This is a genomic window from Flavobacterium sp. SM2513, from assembly GCF_050908145.1.
GTDB lineage: Bacteria > Bacteroidota > Bacteroidia > Flavobacteriales > Flavobacteriaceae > Flavobacterium.
The window spans coordinates 3,433,987-3,451,358 of sequence record NZ_CP194228.1 but is presented as its reverse complement, the minus strand read 5'-3'; the positions used below and the strand labels follow the sequence as shown (position 1 = coordinate 3,451,358).

The window sequence follows — 17,372 nt, the reverse complement described above, 5'->3', positions numbered from 1 at the left end:
GAAGTTATGGGTGGTGGAGGTTGATATCTTTTCGTTTGATTGTGTTGTTCAAGATTATTCGAGCTGAGGGGTTTTTTTATATTTTTAGGTTTATCACGTTTACCCAAATCTGGCTTCTGTCTTTAGTTTTTATAAAATTGTTTAGCATAAACTGCGGGTCGTATTTTATTTTTTGATTAAAGTATAGTTTATCGTTTATGTACACTTTTACCTTCTTTTTGAGGTTTATCATTTCAGGTGAAATGGTAATTGAGAGCGATCCAATGCAAGAGGTTTGGATTGTGAAAGTGTTCTCTTCATAACTAGCGGTTATTTTTCCTGATTTTCGTGGAAAATCAAAAGCTTGCTTGTCGACATTGACGAATACTAGGCTATCTTGTTTGTTGTATTTTAGTTCTTTTTCAATTTTGAAATTGAGTTGCTTGTGCTCTCTTTTTCTTGTCGCTAAGGTATCTAGTTTGATATTTGATAGCCAGTCGATGTTCCCGTAGCGGTTGTCGTCAAACTCCCAAGTTATTTTTTGAGGGAATGGTTTTCTAGGACTTTTGGTTAACGCTGTAAAAAGGATTTTGTAGGCTGGTTCAGATTCGTCAAATTCTGGAAACCAATGTGGGAAACCATTGTATCTGTAGTCTTTATAATCTGCGTTTATGTTATTCATTACTTTAGTTAGTGTGTCATTTGCATTTGGTGGGTAATAATAGTCTTGGTCAGTAGAAAAATTAATGAAAGAGCGATTGAGGATGTTTTCAATAAATGTTCCGCCTGTGTATACTTTTGGGTGCGTGTTAAAACCATAAAATCCAGCGAATGGTGTAGGTTGTTTCATTAAGTATGAAAATGAACCTGTAGCCCCATTGGAATGACCAGAAATAAAGACTTTGTTGTCATCGATATTAAGCGCTGTTTTTAATTGTTGTACTATTTTAGGAATCATAAAAAAGCCGTCGTCGCTTGTCATCCAATTGTACGTTTTATTGGCAGTGGGAAAAACTAAAATAACCTCATTAAGTGCTGCATATTTGGTGTAAAAACGGTTCCAGCCCCCTAAGTTTTTTTGTGGAATCTGATATTCGGCCAACTGACTAAATCTTACGCCACCGTGCAGAAATAGTAAGGCTGCATATTTCTTTTTTGGGTTGTAGTTTTTGGGCAAATGCACATGGTATGCGGCATTTGTAGAATCGTTTATTTTAAGTGAAATACTATAATCTTGCTGCTGTTTGCTTAGATAGGGATTGTGTGTTTTTATTTGTTGGTATAAATTAGGGGCTTTGGTATTTGCTTTTAAAGCAGTTTTAGCCGTCTTGAAAAATTCGTCTTCGCTTTCCTTTACTTTTTTAAAATAGTTTGCTTTATCTAGTAATGCATTTGTTTGTAAGCGGTTCCAGCGTTCGTCGTTTAGTAGGTTTTTGTAATCCTCTTTTGCATATTCATCAAGAACAAAGGTCCAACCTGGATAACCTTCATCGTCTGTTTGCATTTTAGCTAGCGATGAGAGGTATTTAAAAGCTTTGTCCTTGTTGTTTGTATATGCGGCTGCGATGCGGCTGCGATAGAGGCGTAGTACAGGCCTGTGCCGTTTATGCTGTCTGGGTACTTTACGAAAGCATCATCAAAAAGCGTAAGTGCTGCTTTGTAATTTGTAGTGTCCTCTGATTTGACCGTTTGCAGTGCTTTGTTTGTTAATGTAGAATAGGATTCTTGAGCATTAATAGCTACCGAAACGAGTATAGTGATTAAAAGTAAACCGTATTTCATTGTCAGATTTTTTTACAAATCTATAGGATTTAGAAATGAAAAACTTGTATAAATGGGACAATGCGTTATTTTTTTAAATGCCAAAATGTATCTTCATTTCCCAGAAGCGTTCCTTTTTTCAGAAAATTCTTTGGAGAGTTTGCAGTGAAATTCTTAAAGGCTTTGTTGAGATGCGATTGATCAGCATAGTTGAAGTCGTATGCTAAATTTGTAAAACTTAGTTCGGTGTTTTCAAAGAGTTTTTTTTCTAATGTTTTTCTGAAAAGCACAATTTCATTGAACTTTTTCACGGAAACTCCGAAATGCGTCTTGAAAAGTCGGTTTAAATGCCTGCGACTTGTATCGGTTTCTGCTGCTAGTTTTTGTATGGGTAAAGTGCCTGTATTGGTGTAAATTAAGAAAAGCGATTTTTCAAGTCTATCGATTTTGAATGTAGTATGTCTTTCGAGTAAGTAATTGTCTAATAGTTGGGTAAGTACCTTTGTATCTGTAGTAATAAAAAGATTTAAAAGCTCTATATTTGAAAAAAAGGGATAATTGCGGATGAAATCATTGAAGTCTAAATTTTTGTAAAATTGCTGAATTCCTAATGGTTTGAAAACGATTACAATTCGGTGTACACTGCCTACTTGTTTGACTTTCAGTATATCCTCTCTAATTGGTGTGAAAATTTGAAGTGGTTTGGCGTTCTTTTGGAAAATCACTTCTCCCTTACCTGCAGATATATTCTCTTTATAAAGTGAAATCGTAGTGTTGTAATGTGGGAAACACTCAAATTCCGTTTCAATATTGTTTGGTTTGCTATCTAAATAATAGTAATTGACATATTTTGAAACTAAAGGATTTTCGGATTTGAAAGTTTTAAAAACAGGATTCATCTTGATGTTATTTATATATCGCTTTATTCCACTTTCTATAAATTATCAATCACTGTTTTTAAACGTAATTCAATGTCGGAAGCCACTGCATCTAATTCTTCGTTTTCAATCATTCCCATCGCAACGGATGGCTTTATGGCAGACACAACTACTTCACCATCTTTTTGATACACAATTACATTACATGGTAACATTAGACCAATCTCTATTTCAGATTGAATAGATTGATGAGCACTTGCTGGATGACAAGCTCCTAAAATGGTATAGTTGTCCATATTTATATCAATCTTTTTTTTGAGTGTAGCTTTAATGTCAATTTCGGTAAGTATACCAAACCCTTCTTCTTCTAGTTTTCCTTTAGTTCTTTCTATTGCCTTTTCAAAAGTAGTAGCCATTTTTTTGCTATAACCGTAATTTGAATTACTCATAATTGCTGTTTTTAATTAGTATACATTTTTCATTGTTGACCAAAGCTAACGTTTTGGATTTTTGAATCTGAATTGCGTTTTAAGAAAAACTAATTAGTCCATCTAGGAGTATCCTTTTTTTGCATGAAACACAACTAATACATATGTTTTAATAAATCATAAAAATCCAACCAAAATAAGGAAGGTTTGAATTCTAAATTGTCGTACTTTATTAAGTAACCAAATATAAACAAAAACTTAAAATAAAAGCTATTAATTACTTATTTTTGAGGTTGTAAGAAAATTAAGGACATGAGGTTATGAGATAAAGAGGGATTGTGGGGATGGTTTTGATTTATGAGTTTTGAGGGAAAAGGGACTATGGATGATAAAGAATGGTGATTCAAAGGTCTTCGGTTATAAGAGATTAAAACCTGAAATCAAGATGATAAAGGAACGTGGATGATAAAGATAGTACTGCAAGAAGTGATTTTTTAAAGTAGGAAATAAAAAAAATGCAACTGTCCTGTCAGGTTTATAAAACTACAACGTCTATACGAGTATGAAGGAATACAATAACAACGGTAAGGCTACTGCTATCTTGCTTTTCGCACAAAGCGAAGAGGTAGAAAGTACTGTAAAACCAATTGTTTCCATCAAAAAGCAGAATGTGGTATTGTGGAAAAAAATGAATACGAGGGTACTCCGTACGATTCAGAAAACCCAATTCCCGTATTTTATTTCCAATGAAAAAAATCAAGTAGGCGATTCGTTTGGGGCGAAAATAACCTATGCCATTGAACAGTTATTTGCGCAAGGTTTTGAAAAGGTCATTGTAGTAGGAAATGACTGCATGAACCTACATCACCATCATTTGCTGGAAGCGGCGAACAAATTACAATCTAATAAAGTCGTTTTTGGTCCCGATGCTGCTGGCGGAACTTATTTAATGGGTTTTTCAAAAGATAGTTTTGAAAGTAAATCGTTTACCGCAGTTCCGTGGCAAACCAACAAGGTTTTTAAAAGCTTATGTACCCTAAATCAACAGCATTCCATTGCATTCTTACCTCGTTTAAACGACTGTACTACTAGACTCGATTTTAAGAAGGCACTGCATAGTTTGGCCTATTCCGATCCTTTTCGGGGAATAGTGCAGGCTCTTTTAGGTCATTTTATTTACCCAAAGAAAAATGAAACAACAGTAGTATACACTACGATTACGGATTTGTATTTTAATAAAGGATCGCCGGAGCTATAGATTAGTATCTGACTTTTTTATTATTAATTTACAATTCTACTTCTATGAAGCAATTTTATATTTGGGTCCTGCTGTTTGTTGCTACAACAGTATTCGCCCAACAAGATCTTACTGTATCGGTACTTGATGCCACAACCAATACGCCTGTCGAAAACTTTTCTGTTATTCTAGAAAATACGAGTCGGAACCTACAGATCAGTCAGCTGACTAATGAACAAGGTAAGGTGGTGTTCCGCAACCTTGAGGCACTTGACGGGTATCAAGTGCGTACTGAAGTCACAGCCTTCTATGCAGCAGAACGTTCTAATTTAATCAGTATTCGTTCCAATCAAAACCCAAATGTGACTTTGATTTTGAGAAGCAGTACTTCTGAAGAATTGGACGAGGTGGTACTCTCTTTTGGTTCCACTTCAAAAATAAACCGTCAAGATGCGGAAGTTTCTTCGGAATTAAAAGCAGCAGAATTGCAAGAAATTCCAGTGGAAGGAAGGGACATTACTCGTGTTTTGTACCGATTGCCTAATGTATCACAAGCCACGGGTTTCTATCCTGAAGCACCCAATGTGAGTATTAACGGAAGTAATGGCTTGTTTACCTCGTACTTGATTGACGGAATGGACAATAACGAACGTTTTTTGGGCGGTCAAAAATTTGCCATACCTTCTGGATTTGTTAAAGACATTACCGTTTTGACCAGTAACTTTTCGGCCGAATACGGATTAACAGGTAGTGGAATTGTGGACATTACCCCCAAATCAGGTTCGAACGAACTTACAGGAGAAGCTTTTTTTATTACAAGGCCGGGTCCGGCTATAGACGGAACTTCTTCATTTGCACAACGGGATTTATCGGGTAATCAGGTGAAAGACGGATTTGCACGCTACCAAGCCGGTGTGGGTGTGGGAGGTGCTTTTGTAAAAGACAAAACCTTTTATTACCTTAATTTCGAACATACAACTGATGTGAAGGATAACTTATTAAATGTGCCCGCTTTAGGAGTTAGTGAAACGATTAGAGGTACAAATACGTTTGATTATTTTTCCGCTAAAGTAGACCAAATTTGGACCAAGAATTTTAGAAGTTCGGTACGTGCTAATATTGGTTTTGTTGAAATTGAGAAACAAGGTGGTGGTTTGGATGGAGGAGTGGCTTTTCCTTCTTCTGCCAATACACAGCAACGAAATAGTGTTTTATTGGCTTTGAAAAACGCCTATAGTTTTGGAAGATTAAGCGGAGAAACCAACATTCAGTACAGTAGTTTTGACTGGGATTATGCCAATCCGTTGAATGCAAATGCACCACAAGTAACGGTTTTTGGAACCAATGACGAAACATTAGCGGTGCTGGGTCATCCCGGATTTTTGTTTCACCAAATTGAGAAAACGGTACAAGTGCAGCAGAAATTCAAATACTATTTGGACAACCACATCCTAAAATCAGGATTGAATTACATCCGTGGAGACCACGAAATGTTTGGTGGAGGAAATCCCAATGGTAATTATACAGTAAAGCTGACACAGAATGAGATAGACGCTCTTAATTCAAGTGGCATGGGAAGTAGTTTGTCCTATAACGATCTTCCTGCAAATGCGACCGTGGTGAATTATAATGTAGAATTACGTCCTGCTTCTTTTGGAACACATCAAGATATTTATTCAGCTTATATAGAAGATTTGTGGTCGGTTACTGATAAACTGAATCTGACCATTGGTTTGCGTTATGATTATGATAACTTGTCTAAGGGTGGAAGTGAAGAAGGCGATTACAACAACTTGGCACCTCGCTTTAATTTCAATTACAAATTAAGCGGCAACAGCAGTATTCGTGGAGGATATGGTATTGCTTATGACAAAGTGAATTATGCCGTTTACAGCGATGCGTTGCAACAAAACACCAATACCGCCGATTATAAATTGCAGTTGCAAGAATTTATAGATTTAGGCATTTTACCTTCCAACACCCATATTGATGCTATTACTTTTAATGGAAATCTATCAGCAAACTTGTCAAATGTCACCTATTTACAAGGACCTACTGCAGACCAATTGCAAGGGCAACGCGAAGGTGCTTTTTCCAATGAACGCCGGATTTTAAACCCGAATGGCTATGATAATCCGTATTCGCATCAATTTTCATTGGGGTACCAATTGCAAGTCGATGAAAATAAATTGTTTTATGCAGACATTGTACACAACCGAGGCGAAAACTTATTCCGACTGCGAAACCTAAATGCTGCAGCAGAATATACCGTGGACCCTAATAATGTAGTTGTCAGAACAACTGGTGAAGCCGATGCAACCAGACCGATTCCTATAGTGAACAATTCGGCCGTTATTGGTGGACAAACCGTTACCGGTGTGGCTCGAAATGTAGTAATGAGTGAAACAGCAGGAAAATCCCGGTACTATGCTTTGAGTTTAAATTACCAAAAGAGTAAAGGACAAGACAGTTATTCCTACCGTTTGAATTATACGCTTTCATCGTTAGAAAACGATACAGAAGACATCAATTTTAGAGCTATGGATGGAAACAACTATTCGAACGAATGGGGACCGTCTATAAACGATAGAACGCACAATATCAATGGAATTTACAGTTATTATCCGTTTACAGGAACGACTTTAACCGTAGCAGGATTGTTGCAAAGTGGTCAACCCATTAACCGCATTCCGCTGGGATTTGGTACTACCGATTTAAACGGAGACGGCTCTGGATTTGGTGAGGCCTACCAAGGAAACAGCGACCGTTTTCCCGGAGAAAGCAGGAACAGCGATCGCTTACCGTGGAGTACGACTTTTGATGTGGGTTTGCAACAACAATTTAAAGTAACGTCGGGAACTAAAATAGAATTGCGAGTAGATGTCTTTAATTTATTTAACGCAGAGAATTTAAGCGGTTACAGCAATAATGCTACACAAAGTAATCAAATTCAGGGCGGGTCGAGTGCCAGTGGTTTATTTACCCAAAGAAATGCTTCACCGCCTAGACAATTTCAGTTTGCCGTGCGGTATTTGTTTTAATTTAGGCAAAATAGTTTGTAACTTGCTTTAGCATTTATGTAGGGCATGAGAAATATTTTTTAAAAAAGAGAAGGAATAAAGTAAATAATAAAAAACAGTATGTTTATAGTAAACGCAAAGGCCCCAGATGACTTGACGGCTTATTTACAGCAACAGCAATGGATTTCAAAGGAGGAGGAAATTGTAGCCCTTACTGTTCCTGGAGAGGGAAACATGAATTGTGTGTTGCGAATTCAAACCAATTCCCGTTCATTTATCATAAAGCAGTCGAGGGGCTACGTTGAAAAATACCCGCAAATTGCTGCTCCTGCAACCCGTGTGGTTACAGAAGGTGCTTTCTATCAGAAAATTGCTAGTGATACGAACGTGCAAGATTTTATGCCCAAACTTTTAGGAGTGGATGTGCTGAACAACATCATTGCATTAGAAGATTTGGGCGTTGCTAATGATTATACCGTTTTATACGAACCCAATTCCCCAATGAACAGCGATGCGTTGCAACAACTGGTACAGTACATCAGTGCATTGCATCACAATTTTCAGAAAACAGTTGTGGACGAGGAGTTGGCTAATACGGACATGCGTACGTTAAACTACGAACATATCTTTGAGTTTCCTTTTAGAGTCGAAAACGGTTTTGATTTGGATACCGTTCAAGAAGGTTTGCAAAAAGTAGCGTTGACGTATAAGCAAGACACCGCATTAAAAAGGGAAGTGGAGCGACTGGGTGCTTTGTATTTGTCCAAAGGGAAGTATTTATTGCATGGCGATTATTATCCCGGAAGTTGGTTAAAAACAGCAGACGGTTGCAAAGTAATCGACCCAGAGTTTTGCTTTTACGGTTTGCGGGAATTTGACTTGGGGGTTTTGTTGGCCCACTTGTATTTAACCCAACAAAAACCGGCACTAATTGAAGTAGTTAAAGAAAATTATGCCTTATATGGCGAACTCAATACGACAATCTTGAATGGTTTTATTGGGACAGAAATAATGCGAAGACTGATTGGGATAGCACAGTTGCCGTTGAAAATGGACTTGAGCACTAAAGCAAATCTTTTGGCTTTTGCCCGAAAATTAATTGTAAAATAAACACCTATGAAACAGCTATTTATTCTTTTTGCACTGGTATTGACACAAGCTTTTCAAGCACAAACCAAAGTATGGTTCGACACCGATTTGATGATTGGAATGCCGGACAAAACCCCACGCGAAGTGGACGATGGAATCACACTGATTATGGCATTGAAACAACCGCAAATAGAGATAGTGGGAATCAGCTCCATTACTTATGTGGATTATAGCTATGATGTTATTCATAAAATAATGAAATGGCACCACAAAGGAAATCCCATTCCGGTGTACAAAGGTTCGCCAAACGCCACGGATTTGGGCACAGAAAATGCAGCAACACGAGCGTTGTACCAAGCTTTGAAGAAAGAAAAATTGACTATTTTGGCTTTGGGACCGATGACCAATATTGCTACTTTAATTCAAAACCATCCGGATATTATTTCACAAATCGAGAAGATTTCTATTTGTGCGGCTCGAACTCCCGGACTGCTCTTTAATCCTGGAAATGGGAAGTTGAATGTGTTTGATTACAACTATGAACTCGATACCAAATCCATGGATGTGATTTTGAATTCAAATATACCGCTGGTTTTTGCCGGGTATGAACCCAGTTCGTATACCCATATCGGCAACATTGATTTGGCAAGTTTGGACCGCAATGAAGAAGCAGATAAATGGCTATTTGACATTGTGCAACCTTGGATGGCTCAAAACGAGCAGTATTTTGGGGTACATGGATTTATTCCCTTTGACTGTTCGACTTTGGGCGTTATTACACATCCTGAGTATTTTTCGTATTACAAAGACATTCCTATAAAAGTAACGTATAAAAAGAACGATGCTTTGGAAATACAACCTGATACTCCTTTTAAAAATTTCTTAGAAGTATCGTATCAATTTAAAAGTAAAAGGAAAGTAGACTACGCTGTAAAAGCTTTGCAAGGTTTTGAGGAAAAGATTTTAGAAACATTAGCTGTGGCTCGATAGCGACAAGTAATGTTTCTAAAAATATACTTTATTTGCGCTTCTTTAGCTCGGTAATTGTTTGAAATATTTGTTGATCAAGAGCATTAATTCACTTTTGTCAATAGGCTTAGTAATGTAATCATTTGACCCTGCTTCAATCGCTTTTTCACGGTCACCAGTAAGTCCAAACGCAGATTGTGTGATGATAATTACATTCGGGTCGGTTTTTCGAATCTCCATAGTAGCTTCGTAACCGTTCATATCAGGCATCTGAACGTCCATAAGAATTAAGTCGACATCTCGGTGCTCCATAAATTTTTCTACAGCTTCACGTCCTGATTTAGCCTGAATAATTTCGTTTCCAATATCAGCAACCGATTTTACGATTAGTTTTCGGGAAATCGCATCATCATCGGCAATCAGTATTTTTAGTTTAGAAGTAAAGGCCGATGCAAGGGCGTGTTCCTCTTTCTGTGCAGCAACTTCTTCTGTTTTATTTTCGGTACTTTTAGCGTTGTAGGGTAGGGTAAAATAGAAAGTAGTTCCTTTTCCTTCCTCACTTTCCAACCATATCCTGCCTCCTAATAAGTTCACAAATGCTTTTGCAATCGCAAGTCCTAAACCGGCACCTTGACGCGCTTGGATATTGGCAATATCGACCTGTATGAAACGTTCAAATATAGCAGCTTGTCGTTCTTTTGGAATTCCAATACCCGTATCTTTTACAAAAAATTCTATATTTTTATCATTGATGGTATAGCCAAATTCAATGCTTCCTTGATCGGTATATTTTATCGCATTTTTCACTAAATTGGTTAATATGGCATAGCACTTTTCAGGATCAGTAATTAAATATAAATCGTGAAATGCCGCCGTATTGTGAGACAATGTTAAGGAACGCTCCTCGGCATCTAGCTTTAGAAGGTTATATACAAAAGCTATTTTCTCGTTTATGTTAACTTTCTGTAGACTGATTTCCATCATCCCCGATTCAATCTTAGAGATGTCGATAATTTCTGAAATCAGATTGAGCATCCGTGCTCCACTAACTTGAATGAGTTTGATGTATTCTTGCTGTTCTTCTTGGCCTAAGCCCGGTTCACTCAGCAAAGACGAAAAGCCTAATATACCGTTCATTGGTGTACGGATTTCATGACTCATATTTGCCAAAAAGGCGGTTTTTAATCGGTCGCTTTCTTCTGCTTTTTCCTTTGCTTTAAATAGCTCTAACTCTATGTTTTTACGATGGGTGATATCAGAAAAGAAGATGGCCACACCCGTATTAGTCGGAAAAATACTGTACTGGATCCATAAATTAAACGCTTCATACTGTTTTTCTAACTGAATGGATTTTTTTTCATTTACTATTTCTTCAAAACTAAGCGGCAACGGATGTCCCATTCTTTCTGTAAAAACAGTTGAAATTGGCTCGCCAAGCAGATCCTCATAACTTTGACCCAAAATTTCTACCGCTTTTGCATTTACATAAGTTATTATTCCTTGTTCATCTAATGAAATAAAAGCATCACTCATACTTTCTAGTATGCTTTTTAGAAAGTTGCGTTCGTCTTCTAGTGCTGTTTCCGCCACCTTGTTAGTATGTATATCCCGTATACATCCTATCATACGTGGCGAATTACCATCCTCATCAACAATTACTTTACCGATAGAGTTTTGCCAACGGTATGCATTTGATTTGTGCAAATGCCTGTATTCAATATTAAAATTATGACCCGTTTCAATAGCTTCAGTTACTGTTTGCATTACTTGATTTTTATCTTCTGGGTGAATGCGGTTTTCCCAATCATTATAAGTGAGCTGTACCGTATCATAGTCTGCCTCGAAACCTAAAATTTCATAATATCTTTTTGAAAAGACAGTTTCATTGGTGGTAATATTCCATTCGTAAATGCCATCTTTTGTAGCTTCGGTGGCAATTCTAAATTTTTCCTCACTTTGCTCAATCAATAGCTTTGATTTTAGTAAAGCAATTTCCATTTCTTTTTGTTCGGTAATATCAAGTTCAATACCATCCCAACAAAGGTTGTCTTCAATCATACGAGGATGTGCGACGCAATAGGACCAACGCATCGAACCATCGGGATTAAAAACCCGCAGTTCCTTTTTAAATACGGCTTTATGCTCATACGCCTCTTTTTTAGCAATGCGAAGCGCTTCATTGTCATCTGGATGCACATTGCTATAAATTAACATAGGATTACTCATCGCTGCTTCAGGTGTACACCCGTACAATTGCTTTACACCATTACTTAGATACGTATAATGTTGCATATTTTCTCCAGCCGTACTTAGCTGATATATCATTCCTGTTCCAAGGTTGTCAGAGATGGATTGCAGGTGATTTTGGCTTTCAGTAAACTTTTTCCTAGACTTATTTATTTTGAGTATTAGGTAAAAGAAAATAACACAAATCAGTGCTAACAAAATGGCAGCGATTAAAAGAGCTGTTAAAAATTCAGTATTTTGTTTAGCGGCTAATTTATTTAATCGTAGGTTAATAAGTGTGTCTATTTGATCCGCTTGTTGCTCTAAACTAAAAAATTGGATTCTCAAGTTGGTAGCAGTTTTCGCATTACTTATATCTGCGCTTTTTACCTGTAATTGAAATTGAGAGATGTTCGTTAAAAAAGAACGCAACAATTCATCTTCTTGTGAAGAAGCATCATAATGATGCGGGCTTTCAGGTAAAGTTAAAGTGTTTTTAAACGTAAGTGCAGCTTGATTAATATAAGCAATTCCAATTTCTTCACGGAAAGGGGAGTCTACATTTCCGGCAAGACCTACATGCAAAAATCCTTTAGTGAAGTCAATTCGTGCTTGTCGAATATGGTCTAAGACTATTATTTCGTGCTTTATTCTGCTATTTTGCTGTTTGTAAATCCAATAAATACTAAAACAAATTAGTAAGGATGAAATGATGACTGCATAAAGCCAAACGGTAACATTTAATTTTTTTATAGAATTCATTTTTCCAAACTATATTGGTTGTCTATTGTGCTATTATTTCTTCAATGGTAATCTTTCCCGGCAATTCTTGTTTTGTAAACCCAAACGCATCATATAAATTTAAATGAGACGGACTTCCCACAAATGCTTTAAGTTCTTTGTTCCAAGCTTTCTGCAATTGAATATTTTTTTTATGAAATCCAAAAGCACCGTAGCCTAATTTTTCTTTCAGTGCCCTTTCTGGTTGTTTAAAATCGGCCACAACTTCAATTTTTTGGTTATAGTGCGTATTCATCCACGGTAAAGTTGCACTCGATAAGGCCAAAGCATCACAAATGCCAGTGGAAACCGCAACAATGCCCGATTCAATATCAGGGGTGAGGACAAGACGATTGCTACCAAAACCAAGTTTAAGAAGTAAGGATTCTTCAATGGACCCTTTTAAAGCGCAAATCTTTAAATCGGAAAGTGCAAAAATTTGTTCGTAAGAATGCAAATTTTTTGGATTGCCTACAGGGACGGCTAATCCTTGCATGATGTGAAAGGTGGGAAGTGAGAAGCGTATTCGCTTGGCCCGTTGAGGTGTAATGTACATTCCTGCTGCAATGACATCAATTTTATTGGATTCTAATTCGTTTATTAACGAACCAAATTCCATCAATCTCCATTCGGTATTTTTTATGCCTAAACGTTTTGTAATTTCTTTTGCCTCCATTACAGAAAGTCCTGTTACTTCACCATCGGTAGTTACATAGGAAAAGGGAGCTTCGATGGAATAACCAATTCTAATGGTGTCGGCCTCCTGTATGGAAGTTAACGAATTGTCTTTGTTGCGGAATACACCAATTATGAAAACAATTGTAAGAATAATAATTAATAGTAAAATTACCTTCTTCATTTACTTATACTTTTCTATATCGAATTAAAAAAATAAAGTTAAGTTTTTTTAACTTAATGTACACACTAAAAGTTAATTAAAATTAAAAAAGTTAGGATGAAGATGTTTAAAACTCTTTTTACCCCTAAAATAATCCCGCATTTAGAGTTTTTTACAGAACAGTTGGAGTTCTAGCTTACTTAAGTAAATTTTCGTTTATTGCATTAAACCACTTCAGTTAACTTTCTAACAAAACTTTAATACTTGTTCTAAAGCCTAGATTGATAATCTACCGTATATTACTTTGAATTTAATAACGATAGAATACTTCCTTTACATCCGTTGTAAAATGTAAATTTTTAAATAATTATAAAATAAAAAAAATGAAATTACTTAGTTACTTTTTATTCCTGTTTTCGATTGTTAGTTGCCAAGCACAAACCAAAAAATTATCGTTAGAACCTAAGAAAGGACAAGCTGTAGCTGTTTTTGCTTCGGGATGCTTTTGGTGTACGGAACATGTTTTTGAAGCAGTAGTAGGGGTCGAAGAAGCCGTCTCGGGATATTCCGGGGGAACTTTAAAGAACCCTTCTTACGAACAAGTGGGAACCAATAGAACGGGTCATGCAGAATCCATTGCCGTATTTTACGATCCAAAAGTAGTGTCGTATGCCCAATTGGTAGACGTGTTTTTTGCTTCGCAAGATCCTACAACGCCAAATCAGCAAGGACCAGATAAGGGTTCTTCTTATCGCTCTATTGCTTTTTACAACAATGCCACAGAGAAAAAAATTATTGAAGACAAAATCAAGGAGCTTACAGCTAAAAAAGTGTTTGCCAAACCAATCGTAACAGAGGTGAAACCAGTAATGGATTTTTATACGGCAGAAAGTTACCACCAAGATTACGTAAAGAACAATCCCAATCAGCCTTATGTGAAGGGCGTTTCTGTACCCCGTTACAATAAATTTGTACAGACCTACAAAGGAAAATTAAAACCAAACCACTAGAACTATGAAAATGCATCAAAGAATACTAGCCATCGGTCTATTGACACTAAGTGTAATAGGTTGCAAAGAAACGGCAAAAGCACAAATGCAAACGACTGTGATCGATACAAAAGCACCAGAACATCCGGAGCTGTCCGTTGCCGATACGGTTCTTAAAAAAGTAATAAAAACAGATGAAGAATGGAAAGCTATTTTGACACCCAATCAGTACGCCATTCTACGAGAGAAAGGTACCGAACGGCCTTTTCAAAATGAATACAACGACAACCATAAAAAAGGAGTTTACTTTTGTGCCGCTTGTCAATTGCCTTTGTTTTCTTCTGCAACAAAGTTTGAGTCTGGTACAGGATGGCCTAGTTTTTACGACGTCCTGAATGAAAATAGAGTAGTAGAAGTGGTGGATAAAAGTTTAGGAATGGTGCGTGGTGAAATCATTTGTGCCCGATGCGACGGACATTTGGGACACCTCTTTGACGATGGTCCAAATCCTACAGGTTTGAGGTACTGCATGAACTCCGCTTCTTTGGTATTTAAAGAAACAAAATAGAAGGCAGAACGAATTCCATTTTAACAGTACTCGGCTACAAGTTGTTGGGCTAGGTCTAAAATGTCCGAAGCCCAATAATCTGGAGCGGCTGATAAGCTATACATCGACTGGCCTGCTCTTGCAACAAAGCAAGTCGACAATCCTGCATGACTTGCACCTGCTATATCCCAACCGTGAGCGGCAACCATAAGCATTTCTTTAGGGGAGACCTTTAACTCCTCAGCAGCCCATAAATAAGTCTCTTTTGCCGGCTTATACTTACCAATGGAATCTATACTCATCAGACGTTCAAAATAGGAAGTTAGCTCGGAATTCTGAATTTGCTTCTTTAACGTTATTTCTGGCGAATTGGTCAAAGTAACTAATCTAAAACCATTTTCATTTAGCAATTTCAAACCTTTAATTACATCTGGATAGAATTGAAGTGATTGATTAATTGACAGTGTGTCGAGTACTTGACTTTCAGTTACTTTTATGTTTAAAGATTCGGCGGTCATGGTTAGTGTTGCCACTGCGAGTTTACTAAAATCTTGATATTCCGATATCGTATTTGAAACCGTAGCATAGTGCAGCAACGTGCCGAACCAAATGCGGAAACCTTGCGGTTCGCCTAGCAGTGCATTCACCGCTTTTTTCAACGGACCCATATCTAATAGCGTTTCGTTTACATCAAAAACAAGAACCGGTTTATTTATCGTTTTCATAGCCTTTTTTTATTTATTGGTACCATTTTTTTAAAGTCAATAAGGCGGGTTTACCCTGTGGTGTATAATCCACCCTGTTCGTTTCCTCTTTAAAGTAGCCATCGGCAAACCATTTCCAAGCAAATCCACCTTCAAACCAGGTTTGTTGAGTCATACTTTGAAACAAGGCTTCATAAGCATCTGCTTGGGCTTGATTGCTTATCTCGTTGTTACTTTCAGTCCACGGTTCTTTAGCGGCATACGTGGAATTTCGGTATCCAAACTCGGTAAACAATACCTTTTTACCAAATTTATTAGCCGTAATTTCCATTTTTGCAAGGTGTTTTTGCCAAGCCGAATTCAGTTCATCGACGCTGGGATTTTCAATGTCCGATAAGGGAAAATAAGCATCAATTCCGATATAGTCCAATTGGTCCCAGAAGGGAACTTTATCATAATCGTCCCAATTGGCGGCATATGTTAGTTTGCCGTGGTACACTTTTTTGATTTTTAAAATCAATTGTTGCCAATATTCCGGTCGTTTTTGAACGGCATTTCCCAATTCTGTTCCAAAGCAAAAAAGGGCGATGTGCTCGTTCTCGGCCAATTCGGCAAATTCTAAAATATAGTTTTCATAAGCAGTCTCCCATTTTTCCCAAGCGGCAGTGGTTGGAAAATCCAGATTTCCAGTATAAAAACCATGACTGATCCATAAATGGGGTTTCAACATCACCGTCATTCCTTGGTTTTTCGCCAGCTGATTGCATTCGATGATGCCTTCGGGTCTTTCGCCCCACCATTGTTTTTCTTTATTGTATTCGACTGTTGCCTTATCCGTATTTACAAAAGCATAAGGAATTAACGAAATCGCATTGACATGGTTGGCTTTCAATTCTTCAAAAGTACTTTGGTCGATTTGCTTAATCGGGGCGACTAAATTCATTCCCTTGTACGTGAAATGATGCGGAGCCGTTTTTTTTGTAGTGGACTGAAAGTGAAAAATAGTAAATCCACTTGCAATGGTTAATAGCAGTAACGGAAAAATTATAAAAGCCTTCTTCTTCATAGTGGTAAATTTAATGCTAATAGATGTGGTTCCCAACTGTACAGTATGGTATTTTAAGGGAATTGGAAAGAAATGCATTCATTTTAAAGCAAATAGCGCATTTGTTGCTTTGATTTTATTGGTTTTTAATTCCTTGTTGTTGAGAAATTCTAGTAATAAAGACTGCTTTGTACTTTGTTAGCAGTTTAATCCCCTGAACCGTCGCCAAAGACAGGAAAAGCACACTAAAAATAGGATTAATGTAGTTGCCAATTTGTAGTTGATTCAGTACCAATAAAAAACGTCCTACATGTGCGAAAACAAGCATTCCAAATGCGGTACCACTCATAACGCCAATGATAAAAGTAGGGTGGTTATGTTGCAGTCGGTTCAGGAATTTATTTTTATAGAGGTAGCTAAATATTCCTGCCCAGTAAGGCCATTGGATAAAATTTAAAGTGTTTAAGAAAAGCGCCAAAAGAAAAGGGTATTGTGCCAGTTGAAATTGCGATAAGGAATTATCAGCGATGGCGTCAGTAGGATTCAAGAAATAGAAACCGATTAAAAACAAAAATAGGACAGTGAAAATTTCAACTAATAATACAATTTTGGTTTGCTTTACAAGCCATTGGGCAATCTTACTAACGATTCGCAATACAAAGTACTGGATAAAAACGATACCTAAGATGAACGAAAAAGACGCCCAAGAACCTTGAGCTACTAAAATTTGCAAATTAATGACGTTGGTATAACCCAAAGGCAATGAACCTAGCAAACTAATGGCAAAGCCAAGAAGCAAAGGGTTTTTCTTAGGGATGAATCGCTCTAGTGGTAGCATTTTTACGTTTTTAAAAGAGAACCTAATGCGACAAACTTCTGTCT

15 protein-coding genes are annotated in these 17,372 nt (G+C 37.1%); 6 read left to right on the top strand and 9 right to left on the bottom strand.

Going from position 1 to position 17,372, the window contains the following annotated elements:
* Positions 1-76 precede the first annotated feature (76 nt).
* From ACQ5J2_RS14705 to ACQ5J2_RS14690, 4 genes are all read right to left on the bottom strand, one after another.
* Complete coding sequence (locus ACQ5J2_RS14705) at positions 77-1,483, bottom strand: alpha/beta hydrolase-fold protein (RefSeq protein ID WP_432671216.1); 1,407 nt, start codon at positions 1,481-1,483, stop codon at positions 77-79.
* Positions 1,484-1,488: 5 nt separating this feature from the next.
* Positions 1,489-1,761, bottom strand: a complete 273-nt coding sequence (locus ACQ5J2_RS14700; RefSeq protein WP_432671215.1) for a hypothetical protein — start codon at positions 1,759-1,761, stop codon at positions 1,489-1,491.
* A 65-nt stretch (positions 1,762-1,826) separates the two neighbouring features.
* The gene (locus ACQ5J2_RS14695; protein WP_432671214.1) at positions 1,827-2,639 is read right to left on the bottom strand and encodes a helix-turn-helix domain-containing protein; all 813 of its coding nucleotides are present in this window, start codon (positions 2,637-2,639) and stop codon (positions 1,827-1,829) included.
* A gap of 35 nt (positions 2,640-2,674) precedes the next feature.
* Positions 2,675-3,067 (bottom strand): DUF302 domain-containing protein, encoded by a 393-nt coding sequence (locus ACQ5J2_RS14690; protein ID WP_432671213.1) that lies wholly within the window; start codon positions 3,065-3,067, stop codon positions 2,675-2,677.
* A 541-nt stretch (positions 3,068-3,608) separates the two neighbouring features.
* On the opposite strand from ACQ5J2_RS14690, the gene ACQ5J2_RS14685 reads away from it, so the two are divergent.
* The 4 genes from ACQ5J2_RS14685 to ACQ5J2_RS14670 all read left to right on the top strand — a co-directional run bounded on the left by ACQ5J2_RS14685 (position 3,609) and on the right by ACQ5J2_RS14670 (position 9,382).
* A complete protein-coding gene (locus ACQ5J2_RS14685; RefSeq protein ID WP_432671212.1) occupies positions 3,609-4,304 on the top strand; it encodes a TIGR04282 family arsenosugar biosynthesis glycosyltransferase in 696 nt (231 codons plus the stop codon).
* A 44-nt stretch (positions 4,305-4,348) separates the two neighbouring features.
* The gene (locus ACQ5J2_RS14680) at positions 4,349-7,324 is read left to right on the top strand and encodes a TonB-dependent receptor (protein WP_432671211.1); all 2,976 of its coding nucleotides are present in this window, start codon (positions 4,349-4,351) and stop codon (positions 7,322-7,324) included.
* A 99-nt stretch (positions 7,325-7,423) separates the two neighbouring features.
* Positions 7,424-8,413 carry a phosphotransferase gene (locus ACQ5J2_RS14675; protein WP_432671210.1) on the top strand — a complete coding sequence of 330 codons (990 nt, stop codon included), beginning with the start codon at positions 7,424-7,426 and terminating at the stop codon, positions 8,411-8,413.
* A 6-nt stretch (positions 8,414-8,419) separates the two neighbouring features.
* Complete coding sequence (locus ACQ5J2_RS14670; protein WP_432671209.1) at positions 8,420-9,382, top strand: nucleoside hydrolase; 963 nt, start codon at positions 8,420-8,422, stop codon at positions 9,380-9,382.
* A gap of 42 nt (positions 9,383-9,424) precedes the next feature.
* Here the strand turns inward: ACQ5J2_RS14670 and ACQ5J2_RS14665 are convergent, their stop codons facing one another.
* A complete protein-coding gene (locus tag ACQ5J2_RS14665; RefSeq protein ID WP_432671208.1) occupies positions 9,425-12,349 on the bottom strand; it encodes a PAS domain-containing protein in 2,925 nt (974 codons plus the stop codon).
* Between the two features lie 22 nt (positions 12,350-12,371).
* On the bottom strand, positions 12,372-13,226 hold the full coding sequence (locus ACQ5J2_RS14660; protein ID WP_432671207.1) for a transporter substrate-binding domain-containing protein: 855 nt from the start codon (positions 13,224-13,226) through the stop codon (positions 12,372-12,374).
* A gap of 362 nt (positions 13,227-13,588) precedes the next feature.
* On the opposite strand from ACQ5J2_RS14660, the gene msrA reads away from it, so the two are divergent.
* Positions 13,589-14,215, top strand: coding sequence for a peptide-methionine (S)-S-oxide reductase MsrA (msrA, locus tag ACQ5J2_RS14655; protein WP_432671206.1), 627 nt, complete (start codon positions 13,589-13,591; stop codon positions 14,213-14,215).
* Between the two features lie 4 nt (positions 14,216-14,219).
* Complete coding sequence (msrB, locus tag ACQ5J2_RS14650) at positions 14,220-14,762, top strand: peptide-methionine (R)-S-oxide reductase MsrB (RefSeq protein WP_432671205.1); 543 nt, start codon at positions 14,220-14,222, stop codon at positions 14,760-14,762.
* Positions 14,763-14,782: 20 nt separating this feature from the next.
* On the opposite strand, the gene ACQ5J2_RS14645 is transcribed toward msrB, so the two are convergent.
* The 3 genes from ACQ5J2_RS14645 to ACQ5J2_RS14635 form a co-directional block, all read right to left on the bottom strand.
* Positions 14,783-15,466, bottom strand: a complete 684-nt coding sequence (locus ACQ5J2_RS14645; protein ID WP_432671204.1) for a haloacid dehalogenase type II — start codon at positions 15,464-15,466, stop codon at positions 14,783-14,785.
* A 13-nt stretch (positions 15,467-15,479) separates the two neighbouring features.
* Positions 15,480-16,511 carry a glycoside hydrolase family 113 gene (locus ACQ5J2_RS14640; protein ID WP_432671203.1) on the bottom strand — a complete coding sequence of 344 codons (1,032 nt, stop codon included), beginning with the start codon at positions 16,509-16,511 and terminating at the stop codon, positions 15,480-15,482.
* A 115-nt stretch (positions 16,512-16,626) separates the two neighbouring features.
* On the bottom strand, positions 16,627-17,328 hold the full coding sequence (locus ACQ5J2_RS14635; protein ID WP_432671202.1) for a hypothetical protein: 702 nt from the start codon (positions 17,326-17,328) through the stop codon (positions 16,627-16,629).
* Positions 17,329-17,372 lie beyond the last annotated feature (44 nt).

What these genes read in the sequence shown, in the direction of transcription:
- ACQ5J2_RS14640 (WP_432671203.1), bottom strand. Translation starts at nt 16,511, where the DNA reads ATGAAGAAGAAGGCTTTTATAATTTTTCCGTTACTGCTATTAACCATT.
- ACQ5J2_RS14645 (WP_432671204.1), bottom strand. Translation starts at nt 15,466, where the DNA reads ATGAAAACGATAAATAAACCGGTTCTTGTTTTTGATGTAAACGAAACG.
- ACQ5J2_RS14700 (WP_432671215.1), bottom strand. Translation starts at nt 1,761, where the DNA reads ATGAAATACGGTTTACTTTTAATCACTATACTCGTTTCGGTAGCTATT.
- ACQ5J2_RS14665 (WP_432671208.1), bottom strand. Translation starts at nt 12,349, where the DNA reads ATGAATTCTATAAAAAAATTAAATGTTACCGTTTGGCTTTATGCAGTC.
- ACQ5J2_RS14660 (WP_432671207.1), bottom strand. Translation starts at nt 13,226, where the DNA reads ATGAAGAAGGTAATTTTACTATTAATTATTATTCTTACAATTGTTTTC.
- ACQ5J2_RS14670 (WP_432671209.1), top strand. Translation starts at nt 8,420, where the DNA reads ATGAAACAGCTATTTATTCTTTTTGCACTGGTATTGACACAAGCTTTT.
- ACQ5J2_RS14680 (WP_432671211.1), top strand. Translation starts at nt 4,349, where the DNA reads ATGAAGCAATTTTATATTTGGGTCCTGCTGTTTGTTGCTACAACAGTA.
- ACQ5J2_RS14635 (WP_432671202.1), bottom strand. Translation starts at nt 17,328, where the DNA reads ATGCTACCACTAGAGCGATTCATCCCTAAGAAAAACCCTTTGCTTCTT.
- ACQ5J2_RS14675 (WP_432671210.1), top strand. Translation starts at nt 7,424, where the DNA reads ATGTTTATAGTAAACGCAAAGGCCCCAGATGACTTGACGGCTTATTTA.
- msrA (WP_432671206.1), top strand. Translation starts at nt 13,589, where the DNA reads ATGAAATTACTTAGTTACTTTTTATTCCTGTTTTCGATTGTTAGTTGC.
- msrB (WP_432671205.1), top strand. Translation starts at nt 14,220, where the DNA reads ATGAAAATGCATCAAAGAATACTAGCCATCGGTCTATTGACACTAAGT.
- ACQ5J2_RS14685 (WP_432671212.1), top strand. Translation starts at nt 3,609, where the DNA reads ATGAAGGAATACAATAACAACGGTAAGGCTACTGCTATCTTGCTTTTC.
- ACQ5J2_RS14705 (WP_432671216.1), bottom strand. Translation starts at nt 1,483, where the DNA reads ATGCAAACAGACGATGAAGGTTATCCAGGTTGGACCTTTGTTCTTGAT.
- ACQ5J2_RS14695 (WP_432671214.1), bottom strand. Translation starts at nt 2,639, where the DNA reads ATGAATCCTGTTTTTAAAACTTTCAAATCCGAAAATCCTTTAGTTTCA.
- ACQ5J2_RS14690 (WP_432671213.1), bottom strand. Translation starts at nt 3,067, where the DNA reads ATGAGTAATTCAAATTACGGTTATAGCAAAAAAATGGCTACTACTTTT.